Origin of the sequence: Pseudomonas sp. R3-56 (assembly GCF_051132075.1) — a bacterium.
Taxonomy (GTDB): Bacteria; Pseudomonadota; Gammaproteobacteria; order Pseudomonadales; family Pseudomonadaceae; genus Aquipseudomonas.
Map to the genome: position 1 here is coordinate 4161211 of NZ_CP071657.1, position 20304 is coordinate 4181514.

Sequence of the window (20304 nt, forward strand, 5' to 3'; positions counted from 1 at the left end):
CTGGATACCGTTAGCTGCCTAGGCAGTGAATGTATGTCCAGATGTTACTGCTTAGGCAGCAAATGTCAAACAAATAGTTAGTTAGCTATGCATAAACAACAGAAATGAGAAAACCATGTGGGAGCGAGCTTGCTCGCGATAGCGGTCTGTCAGCCTGCGAACAGGTTGAATGTGATACCGCTATCGCGAGCAAGCTCGCTCCCACAAGGGACTTGGGGGAAAGGTCAGAAATCGCGCTTGTAGAAAATATCCAGCGAGCTGGCGACGCCGCTGGCGGCTTCGAGGTAGACCTTCTTGCTCAGCTTGTAGCGCAGGGCAATGGTATTGGCCGGTTCGAACACTCCGACGCCGTAGCGCAGGCTGAGTTTTTCCGACAGGTTGCCGCTGGCGACCACGCTGGTTTCGTTGCCGCTGCCCTGGGTGTCGAGTTGGAAATCCTCGATTCCCAGGTTGTTGGCCAGGCTGGTGGTCACGCCGGAACTGCCCATCAAGCCCAGGCCCAGTGCGGCCTGGGCGAGCATGTTGTTGTCTTCGCCAGTGGTACTCAGCGGCCGGCCCAGCACCAGGTACGACAACGCCTGCTCCTGGCTCATGGCCGGTTCCGAGAAGATTTGCGTGGTGGGTTGCTCGGCGCTGCCACTCAAGCGGATGCCGGCGATCACATCGTCGGTCTGGCGGATCGCCTCGATGTCCAGGTACGGCTGATCGATAGGCCCGGCGAACAACAAGCGCGCCCGGCGCACCGTCAACCGCTGCCCATAGGCCCGATAGCGGCCGTCGTTGAGCCAGAGTTCGCCGCGCGTATCCATGTTATCGCCAATATGCACCTGCCCCTGGACGTTGGCGGTGAGCCCGAACCCCGAAAAGGCAAGCTTCTCCTGGCCGACGAGCACGTCGATGTCCATTGCCATGGCCATCGGTGCCTTGCCCTCTTCGGTCTGGTGGCCGACGATCACCGTGTCGTCCGAAACCTTGACGGTTGACGGCGGCAGTTCGCGAATGGTGATCTCGCCCTTCGGCACCAGGACCTTGCCGGCAATTGCCAGCCGCTCGCCCTGCAGCGTGATCTTCAAGTCCGGCGCCACGTCCAGCACCGCATAGGGTTCGACGGTCACCGGCAGTTGCGAGCCCTTGAGAGCCAGGTCCATGGTCAGCGCCTCGCCCCAGCCGATGTTCCCGGTCAGGCGGCCCTGCCCGCTCTTGCCACTCTTCCAATCGCCATCCAGACGCACCGTTTCACCGGCGATCATCGCTCGCACTTGCAAGGCTTCAAGGCTGACCGGCAGTTCCGGGCCGGACACTTCGCCATCGCTGAGCACCAGGTTGCCGTTGACCTGGGGCGCGAGCAGCCCGCCGGACAGCGTGCCACTGCCGTTCAAGTGACCCGTGAGGGTTTCCACCATCGGCACGAACGGACGGGCGACGGACAGGTCCAGGCCACTCAGGCGGAACGAACCGCTCAGCGGCTTGCTCGCTGGCAACGGATTGATCCGCGCCTGGACCATCAGTTCGCCGAGCCTGGCGCCGACGAAATTCAGATCGGTATCGATGCGCGTGGGTGTCAGGCGGCTGTCGAGCGTCAGGGTCTGGTAGGGGAAGTCCAGCCACTGTTCTTTATCCCGAATCCGCAACGTGCCGCCGCTGGCATCCACCAGCACCCGGCCATTCGGGCCGCTGGCCGGCAGGTCCAGTTGCAAGTCGGCGTTGAGCCGGCCTTGCCAGGCAAAATCCTTGGGCATCCACTGGGCCAGGCCTTCGATGGGGAATTGCTTGAGGTGATAGCGCAGCTTCGGCTCCGGCATCAGCCGTTGGTCTTCGCCGCACAGGCTGGCCTGGCCGGAGCGCCAGCAGTGGGCACCGAAGTTCAGCGTACCGTTGGCCAGCCGTTCCAGCTTCGCCGGCGCTTGCAGGCGCCAGTCCTGACCGCCGACCCGCAGGTCGCCACTGGCCAGGCGTCCACGCCAGCTGCCCTGATCCAGCGTGCCATCAAGGGCCAGGCTGGTTTTCAACTGGGGCCCTTGCAGGTCGACCTTCAGTTGCTGTTGCTTGATATCGCCCCGCCCGCTCAGCGTCAGGACGCCAAGGGCGGTTTCGCCGCTGCGGATACCGCTGGCCTTGAGATCGACTTTGCCCCGTTGCGCGCCGTCGAGCGTCGCGTCCAGGTTCAGGCTTTGCAGATAGTTGTCCTGAAACGCCAGTTGCGTGCCTTGCAAGTCGAGCTTGCCCTGGGGGGCCTTGAGCGTGCCGGCCACGTCGACACGCCCGCTGACCTGACCGCGCAACTGCGGCCAGAGCTGGGCCAGGCGCGAGAGCTTGATGTCGATCAGGCCGGTCAGCTGCTGTTGCAGGTTGCCCGTACCGTTGATGCGGTTGTCGCCGAGGCGGATATCCAGTGCGCCGAGGTTCCATTGCTCGCTGGCGCCGCTGGCCTTGGCCTGGAACAGTGCCGGCTGGCCGCGCAGCTTGCCCTTGAGGTCCACGTCCGCGTCGAGTTCCATGCGCTGGTTTTTCATCGAGCCTTTACTGCGCAACGGCCCGGCCAGCGTGCCGGGCAATTCGGCGAGCCAGTACGCCGGGTTGACCGATGACAGTTGCAGCGCGGTGTCCCAGGCGATGCCGTCGGCAAATTGCAGGTCCAGGTGCCCTTCGGCCTTGCCCTGTCCGGCGGCAAGCTTGAGTTCAGGCAAGTGGATTTGCGTCAGGTTGCCGCTGAACGGGCTGCCCAGGCTGAACGCCCCGGCGGGGCCGTCCAGCGCCGCCTGGAAATTGCCCAGGTACTGGCCGTCGGTGTACGAGACTTCGCCATTAAAACTGCGCAGCGTGACTTGCGGCTCGTCGATCAGCGGATAAAGGCGATGCCAGGGGAAATCCAGCCAGGCGACTTTTGCTTCGGCGTTCAGCCCTTCACGCCAATCCAACTGCCCGGTGAGCTTGAGGGTCTGCTGGTTGCCGGCGTCGAGATCCAGCCCGGCGACTTGCGCGCCATTGGCGTCCACCTGGCCTTGCAGCAGCAACGCCACCGGCCCCTTGTCGGCGGGCAGAGTCGCCTTGCCGAGCAGTTGATAACCGTTCTTCAGGTCGCCTTCGCCGGTCAGTTCCAGCTGGTTGAGCAGCAGCGTGTCCGGCAGATCGGCGCTGGCCTTGAAGCCGTCGGCGGTGATGCGCACTTTGGCCGGCAGGTTATCCGCCAGCGGTTGCAGTTCGCCCGTCAGGCGGCCTTGCAGGTAACCACTGCTGTCGGCCGTAAGGTTGAGGGTCTTGAGCAGGTCGCCGGCGACTTTTAGGTCCAGCGCCCAAGGCGTCGCGCCCGGCGCTGGCAGGGTCAGCTGGCCCGTCGCGTTCAGCGGCCAGTCGCCGTGCGGTTGCAGCAGGCCGGATAACTTCAGGCTCAGTTCGTCGCGCTGCAACTGCACCGAGTCGATCTGCAAACCCTCGGCGGTCCAGTGCGCCACCAGTTGCAGCCCCTTGAGCTGCTCGCTACCGTTGAACGACAGGCTGCCCACCTGCACATCGCCCAGTTCGATCGCCAGCGGCAAGTCCAGGTCCGGCAGGCTGATCGGGCCGCTGCTCGGTTCATCGGCGGTGGCTGGCAACTGCACGGCGATGGTCTCGGCCTTGAGCTGTTCGATGCACAGGGTCATGCGCAGCAGGCACGACGGCGACCAGGCGAAGTTCGGCCGCTCCAGCGCCACCCGGCGGGTATCTTGCTGCCACAGCACCCGATCGGCGCTCCACCGCCCGCCCAGCCGCCCCTGGAAATTCTCCACGCTCAGGCCCGGTACCAGGCCGAGAGCCCAACGGCTGCCAAAGGCGGTGCCCAACACAATGCTCAAGGCCAGGACGACCGTCAGCAGTAACCCGGCGAGCGCCAGGAGCACTAATTTCAAACCGCGATTCACAACTCGGGCCCCATGGAAAAGTGCAGTCGAATGCCGCCGTCGTCGTCCATCGCATGGGCCAGGTCGAGACGGATCGGGCCGACCGGCGAGACCCAGCGCACGCCGACGCCGATCCCGGTCTTGAGGCTTGGCAGTTCAAGGCTGTTGAAGGAGTTGCCCTGGTCGACGAAGGTCGCCACGCGCCATTTCTCCGCGACCGAATATTGATACTCGACGCTGGCGGCCACCATGTAGCGGCCGCCGATGCGATCGCCTTCGGAGTTCTCCGGCGACAGGCTCTGGTAGTCGTAGCCACGCACGCTCTGGTCGCCACCGGCGAAAAAGCGCAGGGACGGCGGGATCGACTTGTAGCCGTTGGTGGCGCTGCCGCCCACCTGGGCCCGGGCCAACAGGCGATGCTTGTCGAACACCGTGGTCAGGCCCTTGACCATGGCCGTGCCATACAAAAGGTTGTTGTCCGAACCCAACCCTTCCTTGGCGACCTTGGTGTCGAATTGCAGGCGATAGCCGTTGTGCGGGTCGATGCGGTTGTCGCTGCGCAAGTACGAATAGCTGACGCCCGGCATGAGCAAGGTGCTCAGGCCCGAATCGTCGCCGAGGCGGTATTCTTCGCGCTGCCATTTGAGCGACACCACCCGCTGCCAGCCGCTGGGCAGCTTGCTGTGCCACTCGGGGCCCACGGTCAGCAGCTTGCTGAGGGTGTCGGTGCCGGACAGTTCTTCATATTGATAGCCGCCGGCGTAGCGCAGCTTGTCAGTCAGTGGCGGGTCGAGCGGCACGTCGTACCAGAGGCCGACGTTTTGCCGGGGCGCCGATATTTCCGCTTCCCAACCATAGCTGTGGCCTTGGGGATTGACCCAGTGACGCGTCCAGTTGGCCTTGGCGCGCGGGCCGACGTCAGTGGAAAACCCCAGGCCCAGGCCCATGGTGCGCGGCTTGCGGGTGTCGAGCCTGACCGCCACCGGGATCACATTGTCGGTGGCCGCGGTGGGCGCCGCATCAACGCGCACGCCTTCGAAATAACCGCTCGACTGCAAGGCCTGGTTGAGTTCGGCAATCAATTCGGAGTCGTAGGGCGCGCCCGCCTTGAACGGCACCATGCGCTGCAGCAGGTCCTCGTCAAACGGTGTATCGCCCTCGAAACTGACCGGGCCCAGGGCGTAACGCGGGCCGCTGTCGTAGATCAGCTCGACATCGGCAACGCCAGCCTTGGGATCAACGCGCAACGTCTGGCTGACAAATTTTCCGCTGAAAAAGCCATAACGCGAGGCCTGGTTCTGGATCGTCCGCTTGGCATCTTCATAGCGTCCGTGATTGAGCACCGCACCCGGTTTGAGACCGGCGTTGTCCGGCACCCGGAAACTCTTCAGCGAGGCCGCCGGGCCGTCGATGCGGATCGTGACATTGCGCAGGTGCACCGGCTCGCCGGGGTCGATGGTCAGGATCAGGCGCGGGTCCTTGCCAGCCTTGACCTCGCTGTCGATCTGCGGCTGGTAATAGCCCAGCGCCTGGGCCGCCTTGCGCGCCTGCTCCTCGGCGCCGCGACTGAAACGCAGCAGTGCCTCTTCGTCACGCTCACCGAGGCCACCGATATAGCCCTCTACATTGGCCTTGAGCTCGTCATTGGACGGTTTGACCCGTACATCCAATACACTTTGTGCCAGCGCGGCGCAGCTGAGGGACAGCAAGAGCGCGCCACTGGTCATTCGTCCTGGGAAATTCATGGCGCGGATGCTATCACGAGCTTGGGAGCCTGATAGAGCCGGACGCTTCGCAAAAGTTCGTCCGATTATACCGTCGCGCTGTGTAAAACCTGCGGGTTGGCGTGAAAGAACACATGCTCGCGGACCGGTCCTACCGCGATTTCGCCGATTTCCTCATAGCCCTGGCGTTTATAAAATTCCAGGTAGCGCGGGTTGCCGGTATCGAGCACGACGCCTTGGGAATGCTCGTCCACCGCACACCAGTTATGGACTGCCTCGAGCAACTGCTCGCCGTAATGCTGGCCCTGGAACTGCGGATGAACCCCCAGCAGTGGCAGCACATGGACCGCGTCCGATGGCAGGCAGGCCAGCACCGCGGCGTGATACTCCAGATAACGCCGGGTGCAGCGAAACCCCGTGCTCAAGACCATGCGCAGGCGCCAGGCCCAGCTTTCGGTAATGCCCAGGCGCCGCTGCGGCGGGGCAATCAGGGCGATGCCGATCAGGCGGTCGTTGACCAACAGACCGATCGCTGGCAGGTCCTGGAAGAAATGCTGCTTGACCAGTTCACGCACCGTCGCCCGCACCCGCTGTTCGTAACCGGGACGCTCGGACTCGAACAGGTAGCTGAAGGTCGGCTCATGGCGGTAGGCCTGGTACAGCAATGAACGCGCTTCGCGGGAATAGCCGCTGTCGAGCATGTGGATATCAGCGGTAATGGCGTCAGGCATGGTGGTGGATCTCCTGGGCGAGGCTCGGTGAGGCCCTGCTCTTATTGACTACGAACCCGTCAGGGCTGCGATCGTTCCTACATGCCAGAGGACATTAGCAGTGCATTTGTCCTACCGCCACGCTGGCTCCCTTCCGACATGTCAGCTAGCATCGCAGTTTTGCCAGGACAGCCGACCATGAAGATCGTCTCCTTCAACATCAACGGGCTGCGCGCCCGTCCCCATCAGTTGGCGGCACTGATCGACAAGCACCAGCCTGACGTCATCGGGTTGCAGGAAACCAAGGTTCACGACGAACAATTTCCCCTGGCCGAGGTGCAAGCCCTGGGTTATCACGTGCATTACCACGGGCAGAAAGGCCATTACGGCGTCGCCCTGCTCTCGCGCCAGGCGCCGCTGACCCTGCACAAAGGTTTCGAGACTGACGACGAAGACGCCCAGCGGCGTTTCATCTGGGGCACCTTCGCCGATGCCAATGGCGTGCCGGTGACCATCATGAACGGCTATTTCCCTCAAGGTGAAAGTCGCGACCATCCGACCAAGTTCCCGGCCAAGCAGCGCTTCTACAGCGATTTGCAGCAACTGCTGGAAACCCGCTTCAGCAACGACCAGCCGGTGGTGGTGATGGGCGATGTGAACATTTCCCCGGAAGACTGCGACATCGGCATCGGCCCGGACAACATGAAGCGCTGGCTCAAGACCGGCAAATGCAGCTTCCTGCCGGAAGAACGCGAATGGATGGCGCGCCTGAAGAATTGGGGTCTGGTGGACAGCTTCCGTCACCTGAACCCGGACGTCAGTGACCGCTTCAGCTGGTTCGACTACCGCAGCCGCGGTTTCGAGGACGAGCCCAAGCGCGGCCTGCGCATCGATTTGATCCTCGCGTCCCAAGGCCTGCTGCCACGGGTCAAGGACGCCGGTGTGGATTATGAATTGCGCGGCATGGAAAAACCCTCGGACCACGCGCCGATCTGGCTGGAACTGAGCTGAATACCAGCCTTCCATTTCGTCCCCTGTGGGAGCGAGCCTGCTCGCGAAAGGGCTATTCCTGTCGAAATGATGGCGCCTGACACAGCGCTTTCGCGAGCAGGCTCGCTCCCACATTCGACCGGGTCGGTCATACGCTCCGCGTCGCAACCCTGTCATCTTTCAGCAATCTGACTGACTTAATCTTCCGGCACCTCCCTGGTTCAAGAAGGTGCCGGCATGCGGCTGTGCGTTGTGTTTTTCATGAGCTTCTGGCTGCCGCTCATGGCATGGGCCGGCGCCTTGCCCGTTCCCGAACACGGCCCGGCCCTGCGCATCCAGGGCTCCAACACCATCGGCGCGGCACTGGGGCCGGCCCTGGTCAAGGGCCTGATGCAAGGCCAGGGGCTGCTCAGGGTCAGCAGCGAAATAACCGGCCGGGACAATGAGCAACGGATCGTTGGCTGGACCGCCGAAGGCAAGCGCGTCCAGATCGACATCGCGGCCCACGGTTCCAGCACCGGATTCGCCGCTCTCAAGCAAGCCAGCGCTGACCTGGCAGCCTCGTCCCGTCCGATCAAGGACGGTGAACTGAAGGACCTGTCGGCCCTCGGCGATTTGAAAAGTCCGATGGCCGAGCAGGTCATCGCCATCGACGGCCTGGCGATTATTCTGCATCCGCAAAACCCGTTGCGTCAGCTCGACACCGCGCAACTGGCGCGCATTTTCAGCGGTGAGGCAAAGACCTGGGAAGCGGTGGGCAGCGTCGGCGGGGCCATCCATTTATACGCGCGGGACGAACAGTCCGGCACCTACGATACCTTCAAGGAACTGGTACTCAACCGACAAGGAAAAAAGCTCGATCCTACGGCCCAGCGCTTCGAATCCAGTGAGCAATTGTCCGATGCGGTCAGCCAGGATCCGCAAGGCATCGGCTTCATCGGCTTGCCCTATGTACGTCAGGCCAAACCCCTGGCGCTCGTTGACGGCGCCTCGCAGCCCATGTTGCCGCTGAACAACCTGATCGCCACCGAGGATTATCCCCTGTCCCGGCGCTTGTTCTTCTACTTGCCGCCAGCGCAAACCAACCCGTGGGCCGAAGCCCTGGTCGACTTCAGCCAAAGTGAACAAGGCCAGGCCATCGTCGCGGCCAACGGATTCATCGCCCAGACCATCCAGGCCATGTCCGTCACGCCCAACGCGCTGATGCCGGAGGGTTACCAGGCCTTGAGCCGCCATGCCCAGCGCCTGACCGTGAATTTCCGCTTCGAGGAAGGCAGCGCCAGCCTGGACAACAAGGCCCACCAAGACCTCGGCCGGGTACTCGACTATATAAGGCAACACGGAAAACTCGACCGGCGCGTGACCCTGGTGGGTTTTGGCGACCTCAAGGACGACCCGGCGCGAGCCGACCTGCTGTCCAAACTGCGCGCCATGGCGGTGCGGCGGGAACTGGTCAAATACGGCGTGACGTTGCGCGAGGTCCGCGGGTTCGGCGCACTGATGCCGGTGGCGGCCAACAATGAAGACGAAGGCCGGGTGCGCAATCGGCGAGTGGAGGTTTGGGTTTACTGAACCCCTAGTGGCGAGGGAGCTTGCTCCCGCTGGACTGCGCAGCAGGCCCAGGTTTTTGTTTCAACACAAAATCCTTGGGGCCGCTTCGCGGCCCAGCGGGAGCAAGCTCCCTCGCCACGAAAAGCCCGGGGGTTTATTGGGTTGGCCTGCGTGTAGGACCGAACTCCCGCGTCTTGCGCCTTTGCCTACAACTACGCCAGAATCGGCCGGCTTGTGCGCCTTGGGGGTGGGCTTTACTGTGGCCTGGTCGTTGAAAAATCAGCGATCGGGTTTGGTAGCCCGGGCTTTCGGTGCATAGCGTCACCTCTTGTGAGTGCAATCATGTGCCTCGCTTTATGGTGGCCCTGCGCAGGGTCTCTCCGGAGACGCCGGCTTCCGATGCCCGGTCTACCAACCTTCGTATGGCCACCACCCTTCGTTTGGTAGCGAGAGGGTTACGGCTCCTTCAGACGCATCGGAGATTCACCATGTTCAAACCAACACCCAACCCACCGGACACCGATCCAGCCACCGCCGATCCAAGAGAAACCGATCCCGGCCAGCTCTTCACCGTCATCAACGGCATCGACACCGAATCCCTGCTCGCCAACCTCAGCGAAACCCTCGCCTCGGCCAACGCCATGGTCGGTTACCTGGCCTTCGACCTGGAAGATTCACGACGCCACATTGCCCTGGGCATCCAGCAACTGATCGAACTGGGCGCACTCCTGGCAAACCGCGCGCTGGACAACGTCGACCCACGCTAGCCAAGCACAACCCTGTTGTGGCGAGGGAGCTTGCTCCCGCTGGACTGCGCAGCAGGCCCAGGTTTTTTGTTTCAACACAAAATCCTTGGGGCCGCTTCGCGGCCCAGCGGGAGCAAGCTCCCTCGCCACGAAAACCCTTTCTTCCGCGGGCTGCTACCGTGCGGCCAACTCCATGATCATTCGCGTCAGCAGATAAATCCTCGGCACCACGCTTTCGACCTCGGCATATTCCTCGGGCGTATGGATATTGCCGCCGACGATGCCAAATCCGTCCAGCGTGGGTGTACCAACGCCGGCGGACAGGCTGGCGTCCGCCGCGCCGCCGCTGCCTTCCTCGGTCAGTTTGCGGCCCAGCTCGCCATAGATGCCCTGGGCCATGGCCATCAACCGGTCCGACTCGGCGGTCTGGGGCATGGGCGGCAAACCGCGCTGAAGGCTGGTAGTGACTTCGGTGTCGGCGATCAGCTTGTCCTTCGAGACCCGGGCCAGGTCTTTTTCGATGCGGTCGAATTCTTCCGGCACCGCTGCGCGCACGTCGGCCTTGGCCGTGGCCTGGTCGGGGATCACGTTGGTCCGGTCACCGGCCTTGAGCACGGTGAAGTTGATGGTGGTCTTCTTTTCCGCGTCGCCCAGCTTGCCCAGTTGCAGTATCTGATGCGCCGCTTCCATTGCCGCGTTACGCCCCAGTTCCGGTGCGACGCCGGCGTGGGCCGCCTTGCCCTTGACCTCCACCAGCGCGGTTGCGCTGCCCTTGCGCCACACCACCAGGCCGTCGGCCGGGCGCCCCGGTTCAAGGTTGAGGGTCACGTCATGGGCCTTGGCGGTTTTCTTGATCAGGTCGGTGGCGACGTCCGAACCGGTCTCTTCGCTGGCATCGAGCAGGAACGTGATCTGCGCGTAATTCTTGAAATCCAGGTTCTTCAGCACCTTCAGCGCATAGATGCCCGCGACGATGCCGCCCTTGTCATCCATCACCCCCGGCCCGTAGGCGCGGCCATCCTTGATATGGAAGGGACGTTCGGCCGCCGAGCCTTCCTTGAACACCGTGTCCATGTGGGCCATCAGCAGGATTTTCGCCTTGCCGGTGCCCTTGAAGGTCGCCAGGACATGGTGGGTGCCGTCAGAATTGGGCACCTTTTCGATGCTGGCGCCGAGCTTCTGCAACTCGTCGATCGCGATATCGCCGACCTGGGTCAGCCCCGGCACATAACCGGAACCGGAGTCGATGTTTACCAGGCGTTCAAGCAGTTTCAGCGCCTCGCCCTTGGACTGCTCGGCATCGGCCAGCACCTGTTGATGGGGCTGCGCCAGGGCGGCAGGGGCAAAGGCGCCGAGTGCCAGGCTCAGGCCGAGGCTGACGGCGAGACGGGAGCGACGAACGATAACGGTCATGAGTTCATCCTTGTTTCATCTGGAAAGCATCATCGGGAAGGTCAACCAGCACCCTACCCGACAATTCGCCAAGGCTCTAGATCGCGGACGCCTCCAGCATCGGCCGATGTCGCTGACAGACAACCCGGTTGCGTCCGCTGGTCTTGGCTTCATAGAGCACCTGGTCGGCGTCGTCGAGCCAGGCGGTCGCATCGGCATAATCCGCCGTGAAGGCCGCCAGGCCGATGCTCAGGCTCACCTTCAGCGCCGGGTCACGTTCGTAGTCCTGCGCGGTGAAGCGTTCGCGTAGCCCCTCCATCGCCTGCACCGCGCTGAGCAGCGTCAGGTCCGGCAGGATCACCCCGAACTCGTCGCCGCCATAGCGCCCGACGATGTCCGTGGCCCGCAGGTTCTGCCCCAGCAGCTTGCCGAGCTGACGCAGCACGACATCACCGGCACCATGGCCGTAGGTGTCATTGATGGCTTTGAAGTGGTCGATGTCGATCAGCGCGATCACGCCATGCCCTGCCCCGTCCGGTGACTGGCGTCGGCAGTGCTGGAATGCCTCGTTGAGCCGGTCCTTCCAGGCGCCATGGTTGAGCAGGCCGGTCAGGCTGTCGGTACGGCTCAGGGCCAGCAATTCGCGTTTCTGTCGGCCCAGGGTGTGCGCCTGGCGAAAGCAGATCCAGCCCAGCGCCAGCGGGTACAGGCACAGCAACGGCAAGCAGGCGTATAGCTGCGCCGGGCTGGTCATGGGCACGCTGGCAAAGGGGAACATGAATATCCCGACGGTGATACCGGCAACCTGGGCCACAGCCCCGACCAACAGGAAACGCAGGCCGCCGATGGCCACGTTGTTCATTGCCATCATCGCCAGCGTCACGGCGGTAGGCAGCGGGTTGAATTGCATCGCGGCGACCCAGAAGCCACCGAGGAAGGCGTCGATCACCAGGTTGCGGTGCTCGGCATGGTACGGCACCGTCGAACGACGGGCCCATTGGTAGGACACGTGCGGCCAGAGCAACCCGTTGAACAGCATGAAGCCCCAGACCCAGGGCGCCGGGTCGAGGGTATAGAGCGCGGCGCTCACCACCAGCAACCCCAGCGCCAGACCGAGGATTCGGGATGTGTAGAGCCTCCTGGCCAGCGACAATCCCTTTTTTCCCGTTTTATGCATAGGGGCCTCTGCACCACCGGTCTCCCGGGGCCGGGATAGGTTTTGGGCAGTCTATCAGGGCGGAGTCAAATAGCCACTATCGATGCAGGGGTATTTATTCCGACCGATCAGCGTGGTTCCCCGCGGATTTTGGCTATACATGAAAAAGGGAAATTCGTTGGTACAGGGTCTCGATCGCCTTGTCCTGATATGGAGGCAACAACATGCTGGTGTTGTGGGTGGTCCTTGCGGTGTTCATCGCCTGGAGCTGGTTGACGTATCCGGGCATCGGCCATGTGCTGTATGACCTGGGCATGGCGCTGGAGGCGCGTCTCTACCGGCTGCACAAAATTACCGTGCCGATCAGCGAAATGACGGTGTCGACCTGGCAGGGCGGGCCCTATGAAGCGTCCGGCAGCGTGCTGATGCTGCATGGCTACAGCGCCGACAAGAACCTCTGGTTGCGCTTCGCCCGGTATTTCGTCGGCGATTACCGGGTGGTGATTCCCGACCTGGCCGGCCATGGCGAAACCGGCTTCAAGGCCGGCGGCGGTTATGACATCCCGACCCAGGCGCGGCGAGTGATCGAATTGCTCGATGCCTGTGGCCTGGACAAGGTCCATGTGATCGGCAACTCCATGGGTGGTTACCTCGCAGCCTGGCTGGCGGCGACGTCGCCTGAGCGGGTGTTGACCCTGGCGCTGATCGATCCGGCCGGTGTCACCGCCCCCGAACCCAGCGACATGGAACGCCACCTGGCCGCCGGCCACAACCCGTTCCTGGTTGATTCTCGAGCCGATTTCGCGCCGTTCTACGCCATGACCATGGCCTCGCCGCCCTGGCTGCCCAGCGTAGTGCTGGCAGCGCTGGCCGAGCGTTATGAACAGCGCCGGGAGGAATTGGCGGAGATCTTCGTCGATTTACGCGCCAGCCCACCCATGGAACCGCGCCTGGCCGACATCCGCGCCCCTTCGTTGCTACTCTGGGGGCGCAAGGACCGGTTGATCGACGTCAGCAGCGTACCGGTATGGAGCAAGGGCATCACCGACCTCAGGGTGGAAATCTGGAACGGAGTCGGGCATATGCCGATGGTTGAAAAACCGGGCAAGACCGCGGCGTTGTACCGGGATTTTCTGAAGGGGTTGGGGCAGTGACGTCAGCCGCGTTGAAATACCGTGGCGAGGGAGCTTGCTCCCGCTGGACTGCACAGCAGGCCCAGGTTTTTTGTTTTTACACAAAATTTTGGGGCCGCTTCGCGGCCCAGCGGGAGCAAGCTCCCTCGCCACAGGTTGAGGCAACCATCCGATGAACATCCTCTACGACGAGCAGCTCGACGGCCCGCTGCCGAAAGTGCCCAAGCAGGCCCTGCTCGACGCCATGCAGGCACGCATTCCGGACCTGGATATCCTGCACCGCGACGAAGACCTCAGGCCCTACGAATGTGATGGGCTGTCTGCCTACCGGACCACGCCATTGCTGGTCGTGCTGCCGCGGCGGGTCGAGCAGGTGCAGGCCTTGCTCACGCTGTGCCATGAACAGCATGTACCGGTGGTGGCCAGGGGCGCCGGGACCGGCCTGTCCGGTGGCGCCCTGCCCCTGCAAAGCGGCGTGTTGCTGGTGATGGCGCGCTTCAACCAGATCCTGCACATCGACCCCGACGCCCGCACCGCGCGCTTGCAGCCAGGGGTGCGCAACCTGGCGATTTCCCAGGCGGCGGCGCCGTTCGGGTTGTACTACGCGCCGGACCCTTCCTCGCAGATCGCCTGCTCCATCGGCGGCAACGTCGCGGAGAACGCCGGTGGCGTGCATTGCCTGAAATACGGCCTGACGGTGCACAACCTGCTGAAGCTGGAAATCCTCACCATCGAAGGCGAACGCCTGGTGCTGGGCAGCGAGGCCCTGGACTCGCCAGGCCTGGACCTGCTGGCGTTGTTCACCGGCTCCGAAGGCCTGCTGGGGATCATCACCGAAGTCACCGTCAAGCTGTTGCCTCGCCCCCAGGTTGCCAGGGTGCTGCTGGCCAGCTTTGATTCGGTGGACAAGGCCGGACGGGCGGTGGCCGAGATCATCGCAGCCGGGATCATCCCCGGCGGCCTGGAAATGATGGACAACCTGGCGATCCGCGCCGCCGAGGATTTCATCCACGCCGGCTACCCGGTCGACGCCGAAGCGATCCTGCTGTGCGAGCTCGATGGCGTCGAGGCCGATGTCCACGATGACTGCGAACGGGTCCGCCAAGTGCTGCAACGGGCCGGCGCCACCGAGGTGCGCCTGGCCCGGGACGAGGCCGAACGCCTGCGGTTCTGGGCCGGACGCAAGAATGCGTTTCCGGCGGTAGGCCGCCTGGCGCCGGACTATTACTGCATGGACGGGACCATCCCCCGGCGGGCATTGCCCGAGGTCTTGCAGCGCATCGCCAGCCTGGGCAGCGAACACGGCCTGCGGGTCGCCAACGTGTTCCATGCCGGCGACGGCAACATGCACCCGCTGATCCTGTTCGACGCCAACCAGCCGGGCGAGCTGGAGCGCGCCGAAACCCTGGGTGGGAAGATCCTCGAACTGTGCGTCCAGGTGGGCGGCAGCATCACCGGTGAACACGGCGTCGGCCGGGAGAAAATCAACCAGATGTGCACGCAGTTCAACAGCGAAGAATTGCAACTGTTCCACGCGGTGAAAGCCGCATTCGATCCGCTTGGCCTGCTCAACCCCGGCAAGAACATACCGACCCTGAACCGCTGCGCTGAATTTGGCGCGATGCATATCCATGGCGGGCAATTGCCATTTGCTGAACTGGAGCGATTCTGATGACCGCGCAAGTCGACCGCGACGCCAGCGAGCTGCTGCTGGAGCAGGTCAACCGCGCCCGCGCGAGCGATACGCCGCTGCGCATCCAGGGCTCCAACAGCAAGGCTTTCCTGGGACGCCAAGTGGCCGGCGAGGTGCTGGACACCCGTGCGCATCGCGGGATCGTTGACTACGACCCCACGGAGCTGGTCATCACCGCCCGCGCCGGCACCCCGCTGCGGGAGCTGTTGGCCGCGCTGGACGCCGCCGGGCAGCGGCTGCCCTGCGAGCCGCCGGCGTTCGGCACAGACGCCACGGTGGGCGGCATGGTCGCCGCCGGATTGTCGGGGCCGCGCCGTCCGTGGGCCGGCTCGGTGCGCGACTATGTGCTCGGCACGCGGATGATCAGCGGCCACGGCCACCTGTTGCGCTTTGGCGGCGAGGTGATGAAAAACGTCGCCGGCTACGACCTGTCGCGCCTGCTGGCCGGTAGTTTCGGTTGCCTGGGGGTGATCACCGAAGTGTCCTTGAAAGTGCTGCCCAAGCCCCGCCACGGCTTGAGCATCCGCCTGGAAATAGACAGCCGCGAAGCCCTGGAAAAACTCGCCGAATGGGGCCGACAACCCTTGCCCATCAGCGCCGCCAGCCACGACGGCGATTGTCTGCGCCTGCGCCTGGAAGGCGGCGAGGGTTCGGTCAGCGCGGCCCATCAGCGCCTGGGCGGCGAAGCCATCGACGATCAATACTGGACCGAGCTGAATGAACATCGCCTGCCATTCTTCGCTGAAGACCTGCCCCTGTGGCGCCTGTCGCTGCCCAACGCTACCGGCCCGCTCGACTTGCCCGGTGCGCAACTGATCGATTGGGCGGGCGCGCAGCGCTGGCTGAAAACCGACGCCGATACGGTCCAGGCCCTGGCGCGGGAATGGGGCGGCCATGCCGTCTGCTATCGTCCTGGCGCAACCGCAACGCCGTTCCAACCGTTGGAACCGGCGCTGCTGCGCTACCACCGTCAACTCAAGGCGAAGCTTGATCCCCAGGGCCTGTTCAATCCTGGCCGAATGTACGCGGAGTTCTAGATGCAGACCCGGTTCAGTGAAAAAAGCCAACGCCTGCCTCGCGCCGAAGAGGCCGAACGGATCCTGCGCAGTTGCGTGCATTGCGGCTTCTGCAACGCCACCTGCCCCACTTACCAGTTGCTCGGCGATGAACTGGACGGTCCGCGCGGACGCATCTACCTGATCAAGCAGGTGCTCGAAGGCCAGCCGCCAACCGCCAGCACCCAACTGCACCTGGATCGTTGCCTGTCGTGCCGCAACTGCGAAACCACCTGCCCGTCCGGCGTCGATTATCACAACCTGCTGGACATCGGCCGGGCCGTGGTCGACGCGGCCGTACCCCGCCCCGCCGGCCAACGCGGCCTGCGTCTCGGCTTGCGGAGCCTGGCTGCGAGTCCCGAACGGTTCAAGACCTTACTGCGCCTGGGAGCGGTGTTCCGCCCGCTACTGCCGGCGAACCTGGAGGCCAAGCTGCCACGGTCGGCGGCGTCCCCCGGCACGCGCCCGGCCGTGCGGCACTCGCGCCGCGTGCTGATGCTCGAAGGCTGCGTGCAGCCGGGCCTGTCGCCGAACACCAACGCGGCCGCCGCCCGGGTGCTGGACCGGCTCGGCATCAGCGTCGTTGCCAGCCCTGAAGCCGGCTGTTGCGGCGCGCTGGATTATCATCTCGACGCTCAACCCACCGGGCTGGACCACGCCCGGCGCAACATCGATGCCTGGTGGCCGCACTTGCAGGACGGCGCCGAGGCGATCGTCCAGACCGCCAGCGGCTGCGGCGCGTTTATCAAGGACTACGGGCATCTGTTGGAACACGATCCCGCCTATGCCGCCAAGGCGAAACACGTAAGCGAACGCGCGCTGGACCTGGTGCAGGTACTCGGCAACGAACCGCTGGAAGCAATCTGCGCCGCCAGGGATCAACGCATCGCCGTCCATTGCCCCTGCACCTTGCAACACGCGCAGAAACTCGGTGGCGCCGTCGAAGCCCTGCTCACAAGGCTGGGCTTCAACCTCACCGAGGTGCCCGACGGCCACCTGTGCTGCGGCTCGGCCGGGACCTATTCGCTGACCCAGCCGGCGCTGGCGCGACAATTGCGGGATAACCGTCTCAACGCGCTGGAAAGCGGCCGGCCGGAGCTGATCGTCACCGCCAATGTCGGCTGCCAGAGCCACCTTGACGGTGCCGGTCGCACGCCCGTGCGGCACTGGATCGAGCTGGTGGATCAGTCCCTGGCAGAATGAAGTCGTGAAGATTCTTCGTTTGCCGGCACTGGCGAAGGCTGCGATCTTTTGTCCATCTTTCCCACAGCCCTCGCCAGGAATTCCCACGATGAGCTTCGTCAGCCCCGACCTGATCCGCCAACGCTTCTCCAGGGCGATGTCCGACATGTACCGCGACGAAGTACCGCTGTACGGCGCATTGATGAACCTGGTGGAGCAAACCAACGCCCGGGTGTTGGGAAACGATCCGCAACTGGCCGAACACCTGCGCAACACCGGCGAACTGCAGCGCCTGGACCTGGAACGGCATGGCGCGATCCGCGTCGGCACCGCCGCCGAGCTGGCGATGCTGGGTCGGCTGTTCGCGGTCATGGGCATGCAGCCGGTGGGCTATTACGATCTCACGCCAGCCGGGGTGCCGGTGCATTCCACGGCCTTCCGCGCCGTGCATGAGGCCGCACTGCAAGTCAGCCCCTTTCGCGTGTTCACTTCCCTGTTGCGCCTGGAGCTGATTGAAGACGCCGAGCTTCGGGCCTTCGCCGAATCGGTGCTGGGCAAACGGCAGATCTTCACTTCCGGCGCCCTTGAACTCATCGAGTTGGCCGAACGTCAGGGCGGCCTGACCGAGCCCCAGGCCGAGGAATTTGTGCTGCAAGCGCTGGAAACCTTTCGCTGGCACCACAGCGCCACCGTCACCGCCGGACAATACCGTCAACTGAGCGCTCAGCATCGGCTGATTGCCGACGTGGTGGCGTTCAAGGGCCCGCATATCAATCACCTGACGCCGCGCACCCTGGACATCGACATTGTCCAGGCCCAGATGCCGGTGCATGGCATCACGCCCAAGGCCGTGATCGAAGGCCCGCCCCGTCGCCAGTGCCCCATCCTGCTGCGCCAGACCAGTTTCAAGGCGCTCGATGAACCCGTCGCGTTTACCGACCAACCAGAATCCCAAGGCAGCCACAGCGCCCGTTTTGGTGAAATCGAGCAACGCGGCGCGGCGCTTACGCCCAAGGGCCGGGCGCTCTACGATCAACTGCTGAACGCGGCGCGGGACGCCCTGGGCGCGTTTCCCAACGAAGCCAATGCCGAACGCTACAACGCGCTGATGGCTGAACACTTCGCCGAATTCCCTGACACCCTCGACGAGCTGCGCCGACAAGCGCTGGCGTACTTTCGCTATTTCGTGACGCCAGCGGGGCTGACCGCCAAGGGCGCGATTGAACGGTCGAGCTCGCTGGAGCACTTGCTTGAGCAGCAGTACCTGCGCGCCGAACCCTTGGTGTACGAAGATTTCCTTCCGGTCAGCGCCGCCGGCATCTTCCAGTCGAACCTGGGCGATGCCGCGCAGAATCACTACGCCGGACAGTCCAATCGGCACGCCTTCGAAACGGCGCTGGGGCGGCCGACCATCGATGAACTGGGGCTGTATGCCGAGACGCAGCAGCGCTCCGTCGATGAATGTCTGCATACGCTGGGGCTCTGAAAACCAGCGCAGGAAGGAGAAGCAGCAAGTTGCGCAAGTCCGACAGCAGCATCCGCTCGACTTACGCGCCTTGCTCCCGGCAACACGGTGCCTCGTGCTTGGGCAGATCAATGCGAGGCAGCGTGCAGCCGTTTGCGTGATTTGCCGGGCGCGCGACCCGAGGCTCGCCCAGAAAACAAGCTAATACCTTGATCCAGCAGTATTTTCTTGCCGATGGCACGGCTCTTGATAACGCTCAGACCGCCTTCGGACGATTCGCGTCCCGGGGCTTCTCAGTTTATCCAGGAAGGAGAGCATCCATTGGCTACCCCCGCTTACATGTCCGTCACCGGTGAAAAACAAGGCCTGATCACTGCCGGTGCATTCAGCGCTGACTCGGTTGGCAATACCTATCAGGAAGGCCATGAAGACCAGGTCATGGTGCAGGCCGTCCAGCACGAGATGACCATCCCCCGCGACCCTCAATCGGGCCAGCCCACCGGCCAGCGCCTGCACAAACCCTTGGTCATCACCAAGGTCTTCGACAAGGCTTCGCCTCTTCTGCTGCAGGCCCTGAACAGCGGCGAACGGATGACCGAGGTTGTAATCCACTGGTACCGCACGTCGGCCCAAGGCACCCAGGAGCACTACTACACCACCAAGCTGGAGGATGCGATCATCGTCGACATGAAAGACTACATGCTCACGTGCCAAGACCCGGGCAACAGCCACTTTACCCATCTGCAGGACGTTCATTTCAGCTACCGAAAAATCACCTGGACTCACGAGGTCAGCGGCACTTCTGGCTCGGATGACTGGCGCATCCCGACAGCGGGCTGAGTCATGCAGGTGTTCGCCCAGTGTGACGGCCTCGGCATTCCATGCACTGGTAAAGAGCCTGGCACTGGGCGAACGAAAACAATGATAGTGGAGCTTGCCAGGTCTGTCCGTGAGGCCCGCTTAAATAATTATTCACGTAGCGTGGCGAGGGAGTTTGTTTCTCGCCACCCAAGATTCAATCGCCCCGTGCGGTTTTTTGCGCATCGGTTTCCTGCGCCTCGGCATTGCCTTGCTGCTCTCGCTTGGCCGGGTCGTTCGGTCGTAGCGCGTCGTTGTCTCGCTCCACTTCGCCGGGCAACGCCGGCTCGTCGGGGTTGTGTTGGGTCTGATCGGGACCGGGCTTCATGGTGGACTCCTTGGATGGTGGTGCCAGTGGCTGGCGTTTGGTTGGATGGATGGCGGCAAGGGCTGTCATCAGGACCGGGTTGTCTTCTTCGCGAGCAGGCTCGCTCCCACATTGGGATGCACTCTCTGTGGCAGAGCCCGCTCACGCTTCTGTGGGAGCGAGCCTGCTCGCGAAGGCGGCCCACGAAGAATCAGGCATCAGGATCGGCCACTTCCTCCGCCACATTCGCATCCGGCGAGCGCTGGTGCAGTTCCTCCGCTTTGGTCTTCAGCTCCTGCCAGCGGTCCAGGTCAATGGCTCCCTGGCCGAACAGGTCGTCCGCCAGCCGCGTCAGCTCGGTGAAATGAACGTCGGGCGACTGCTGGAAGTAGGCCTTGTCGTCGAACAGCCGCTGCCAGTCGGCCAGCGACGGAGGTTTGAGGTCATCGCTCATGAGGGGCTCC

16 protein-coding genes are annotated in these 20304 nt (G+C 63.6%); 9 read left to right on the plus strand and 7 right to left on the minus strand.

Translation table 11 applies throughout. The features are described from left to right. Positions 1-224: 224 nt before the first annotated feature. The 3 genes from J3P96_RS18845 to J3P96_RS18855 form a co-directional block, all read right to left on the minus strand. Positions 225-3899: a translocation/assembly module TamB domain-containing protein gene (locus J3P96_RS18845; protein WP_434652906.1), complete on the minus strand. Its 3675-nt coding sequence runs from the start codon at positions 3897-3899 to the stop codon at positions 225-227. Beyond that, entirely contained in the window at positions 3896-5623 is a 1728-nt protein-coding gene (locus tag J3P96_RS18850) for an autotransporter assembly complex protein TamA (RefSeq protein ID WP_434652908.1), read from the minus strand. Before J3P96_RS18850 ends, J3P96_RS18845 begins: the two co-directional genes overlap by 4 nt. Before the next feature lie 65 nt (positions 5624-5688). After that, complete coding sequence (locus J3P96_RS18855; protein WP_434652910.1) at positions 5689-6333, minus strand: GNAT family N-acetyltransferase; 645 nt, start codon at positions 6331-6333, stop codon at positions 5689-5691. Positions 6334-6510: 177 nt separating this feature from the next. Here J3P96_RS18855 and xthA point away from each other — a divergent pair, with 177 nt between their 5' ends. The 3 genes from xthA (at position 6511) to J3P96_RS18870 (ending at position 9620) form a co-directional block, all read left to right on the plus strand. Further along, complete coding sequence (xthA, locus tag J3P96_RS18860; protein WP_434603567.1) at positions 6511-7323, plus strand: exodeoxyribonuclease III; 813 nt, start codon at positions 6511-6513, stop codon at positions 7321-7323. Between the two features lie 216 nt (positions 7324-7539). Further along, the gene (locus J3P96_RS18865) at positions 7540-8874 is read left to right on the plus strand and encodes a substrate-binding domain-containing protein (RefSeq protein WP_434603565.1); all 1335 of its coding nucleotides are present in this window, start codon (positions 7540-7542) and stop codon (positions 8872-8874) included. Positions 8875-9341: 467 nt separating this feature from the next. Next, a complete protein-coding gene (locus J3P96_RS18870) occupies positions 9342-9620 on the plus strand; it encodes a DUF6124 family protein (protein ID WP_434624820.1) in 279 nt (92 codons plus the stop codon). A gap of 153 nt (positions 9621-9773) precedes the next feature. On the opposite strand, the gene J3P96_RS18875 is transcribed toward J3P96_RS18870, so the two are convergent. Together J3P96_RS18875 and J3P96_RS18880 are read right to left on the minus strand one after the other, a co-directional pair. Continuing rightward, positions 9774-11012, minus strand: a complete 1239-nt coding sequence (locus J3P96_RS18875) for a M20/M25/M40 family metallo-hydrolase (protein ID WP_434652913.1) — start codon at positions 11010-11012, stop codon at positions 9774-9776. Positions 11013-11088: 76 nt separating this feature from the next. Continuing rightward, positions 11089-12168, minus strand: coding sequence for a diguanylate cyclase (locus tag J3P96_RS18880; protein WP_434652915.1), 1080 nt, complete (start codon positions 12166-12168; stop codon positions 11089-11091). 203 nt (positions 12169-12371) lie between these two features. On the opposite strand from J3P96_RS18880, the gene J3P96_RS18885 reads away from it, so the two are divergent. From J3P96_RS18885 to J3P96_RS18910, 6 genes are all read left to right on the plus strand, one after another. Then, positions 12372-13301 (plus strand): alpha/beta fold hydrolase, encoded by a 930-nt coding sequence (locus tag J3P96_RS18885; RefSeq protein ID WP_434652917.1) that lies wholly within the window; start codon positions 12372-12374, stop codon positions 13299-13301. 151 nt (positions 13302-13452) lie between these two features. Beyond that, on the plus strand, positions 13453-14952 hold the full coding sequence (glcD, locus tag J3P96_RS18890; RefSeq protein ID WP_434652919.1) for a glycolate oxidase subunit GlcD: 1500 nt from the start codon (positions 13453-13455) through the stop codon (positions 14950-14952). Then, on the plus strand, positions 14952-16010 hold the full coding sequence (gene glcE, locus J3P96_RS18895) for a glycolate oxidase subunit GlcE (protein WP_434652921.1): 1059 nt from the start codon (positions 14952-14954) through the stop codon (positions 16008-16010). The genes glcD and glcE overlap by 1 nt, the downstream gene beginning before the upstream one ends. Continuing rightward, positions 16011-17231, plus strand: a complete 1221-nt coding sequence (glcF, locus tag J3P96_RS18900) for a glycolate oxidase subunit GlcF (RefSeq protein ID WP_434652923.1) — start codon at positions 16011-16013, stop codon at positions 17229-17231. It begins immediately after the preceding gene. An 88-nt stretch (positions 17232-17319) separates the two neighbouring features. Further along, a complete protein-coding gene (hglS, locus tag J3P96_RS18905; protein ID WP_434652925.1) occupies positions 17320-18696 on the plus strand; it encodes a 2-oxoadipate dioxygenase/decarboxylase HglS in 1377 nt (458 codons plus the stop codon). A 300-nt stretch (positions 18697-18996) separates the two neighbouring features. Continuing rightward, positions 18997-19515 carry an Hcp family type VI secretion system effector gene (locus J3P96_RS18910; RefSeq protein ID WP_434652927.1) on the plus strand — a complete coding sequence of 173 codons (519 nt, stop codon included), beginning with the start codon at positions 18997-18999 and terminating at the stop codon, positions 19513-19515. 175 nt (positions 19516-19690) lie between these two features. Here the strand turns inward: J3P96_RS18910 and J3P96_RS18915 are convergent, their stop codons facing one another. Continuing rightward, positions 19691-19861 (minus strand): hypothetical protein, encoded by a 171-nt coding sequence (locus J3P96_RS18915; RefSeq protein ID WP_434624838.1) that lies wholly within the window; start codon positions 19859-19861, stop codon positions 19691-19693. A gap of 190 nt (positions 19862-20051) precedes the next feature. Then, a complete protein-coding gene (locus tag J3P96_RS18920; protein WP_434652929.1) occupies positions 20052-20294 on the minus strand; it encodes a hypothetical protein in 243 nt (80 codons plus the stop codon). Positions 20295-20304 lie beyond the last annotated feature (10 nt).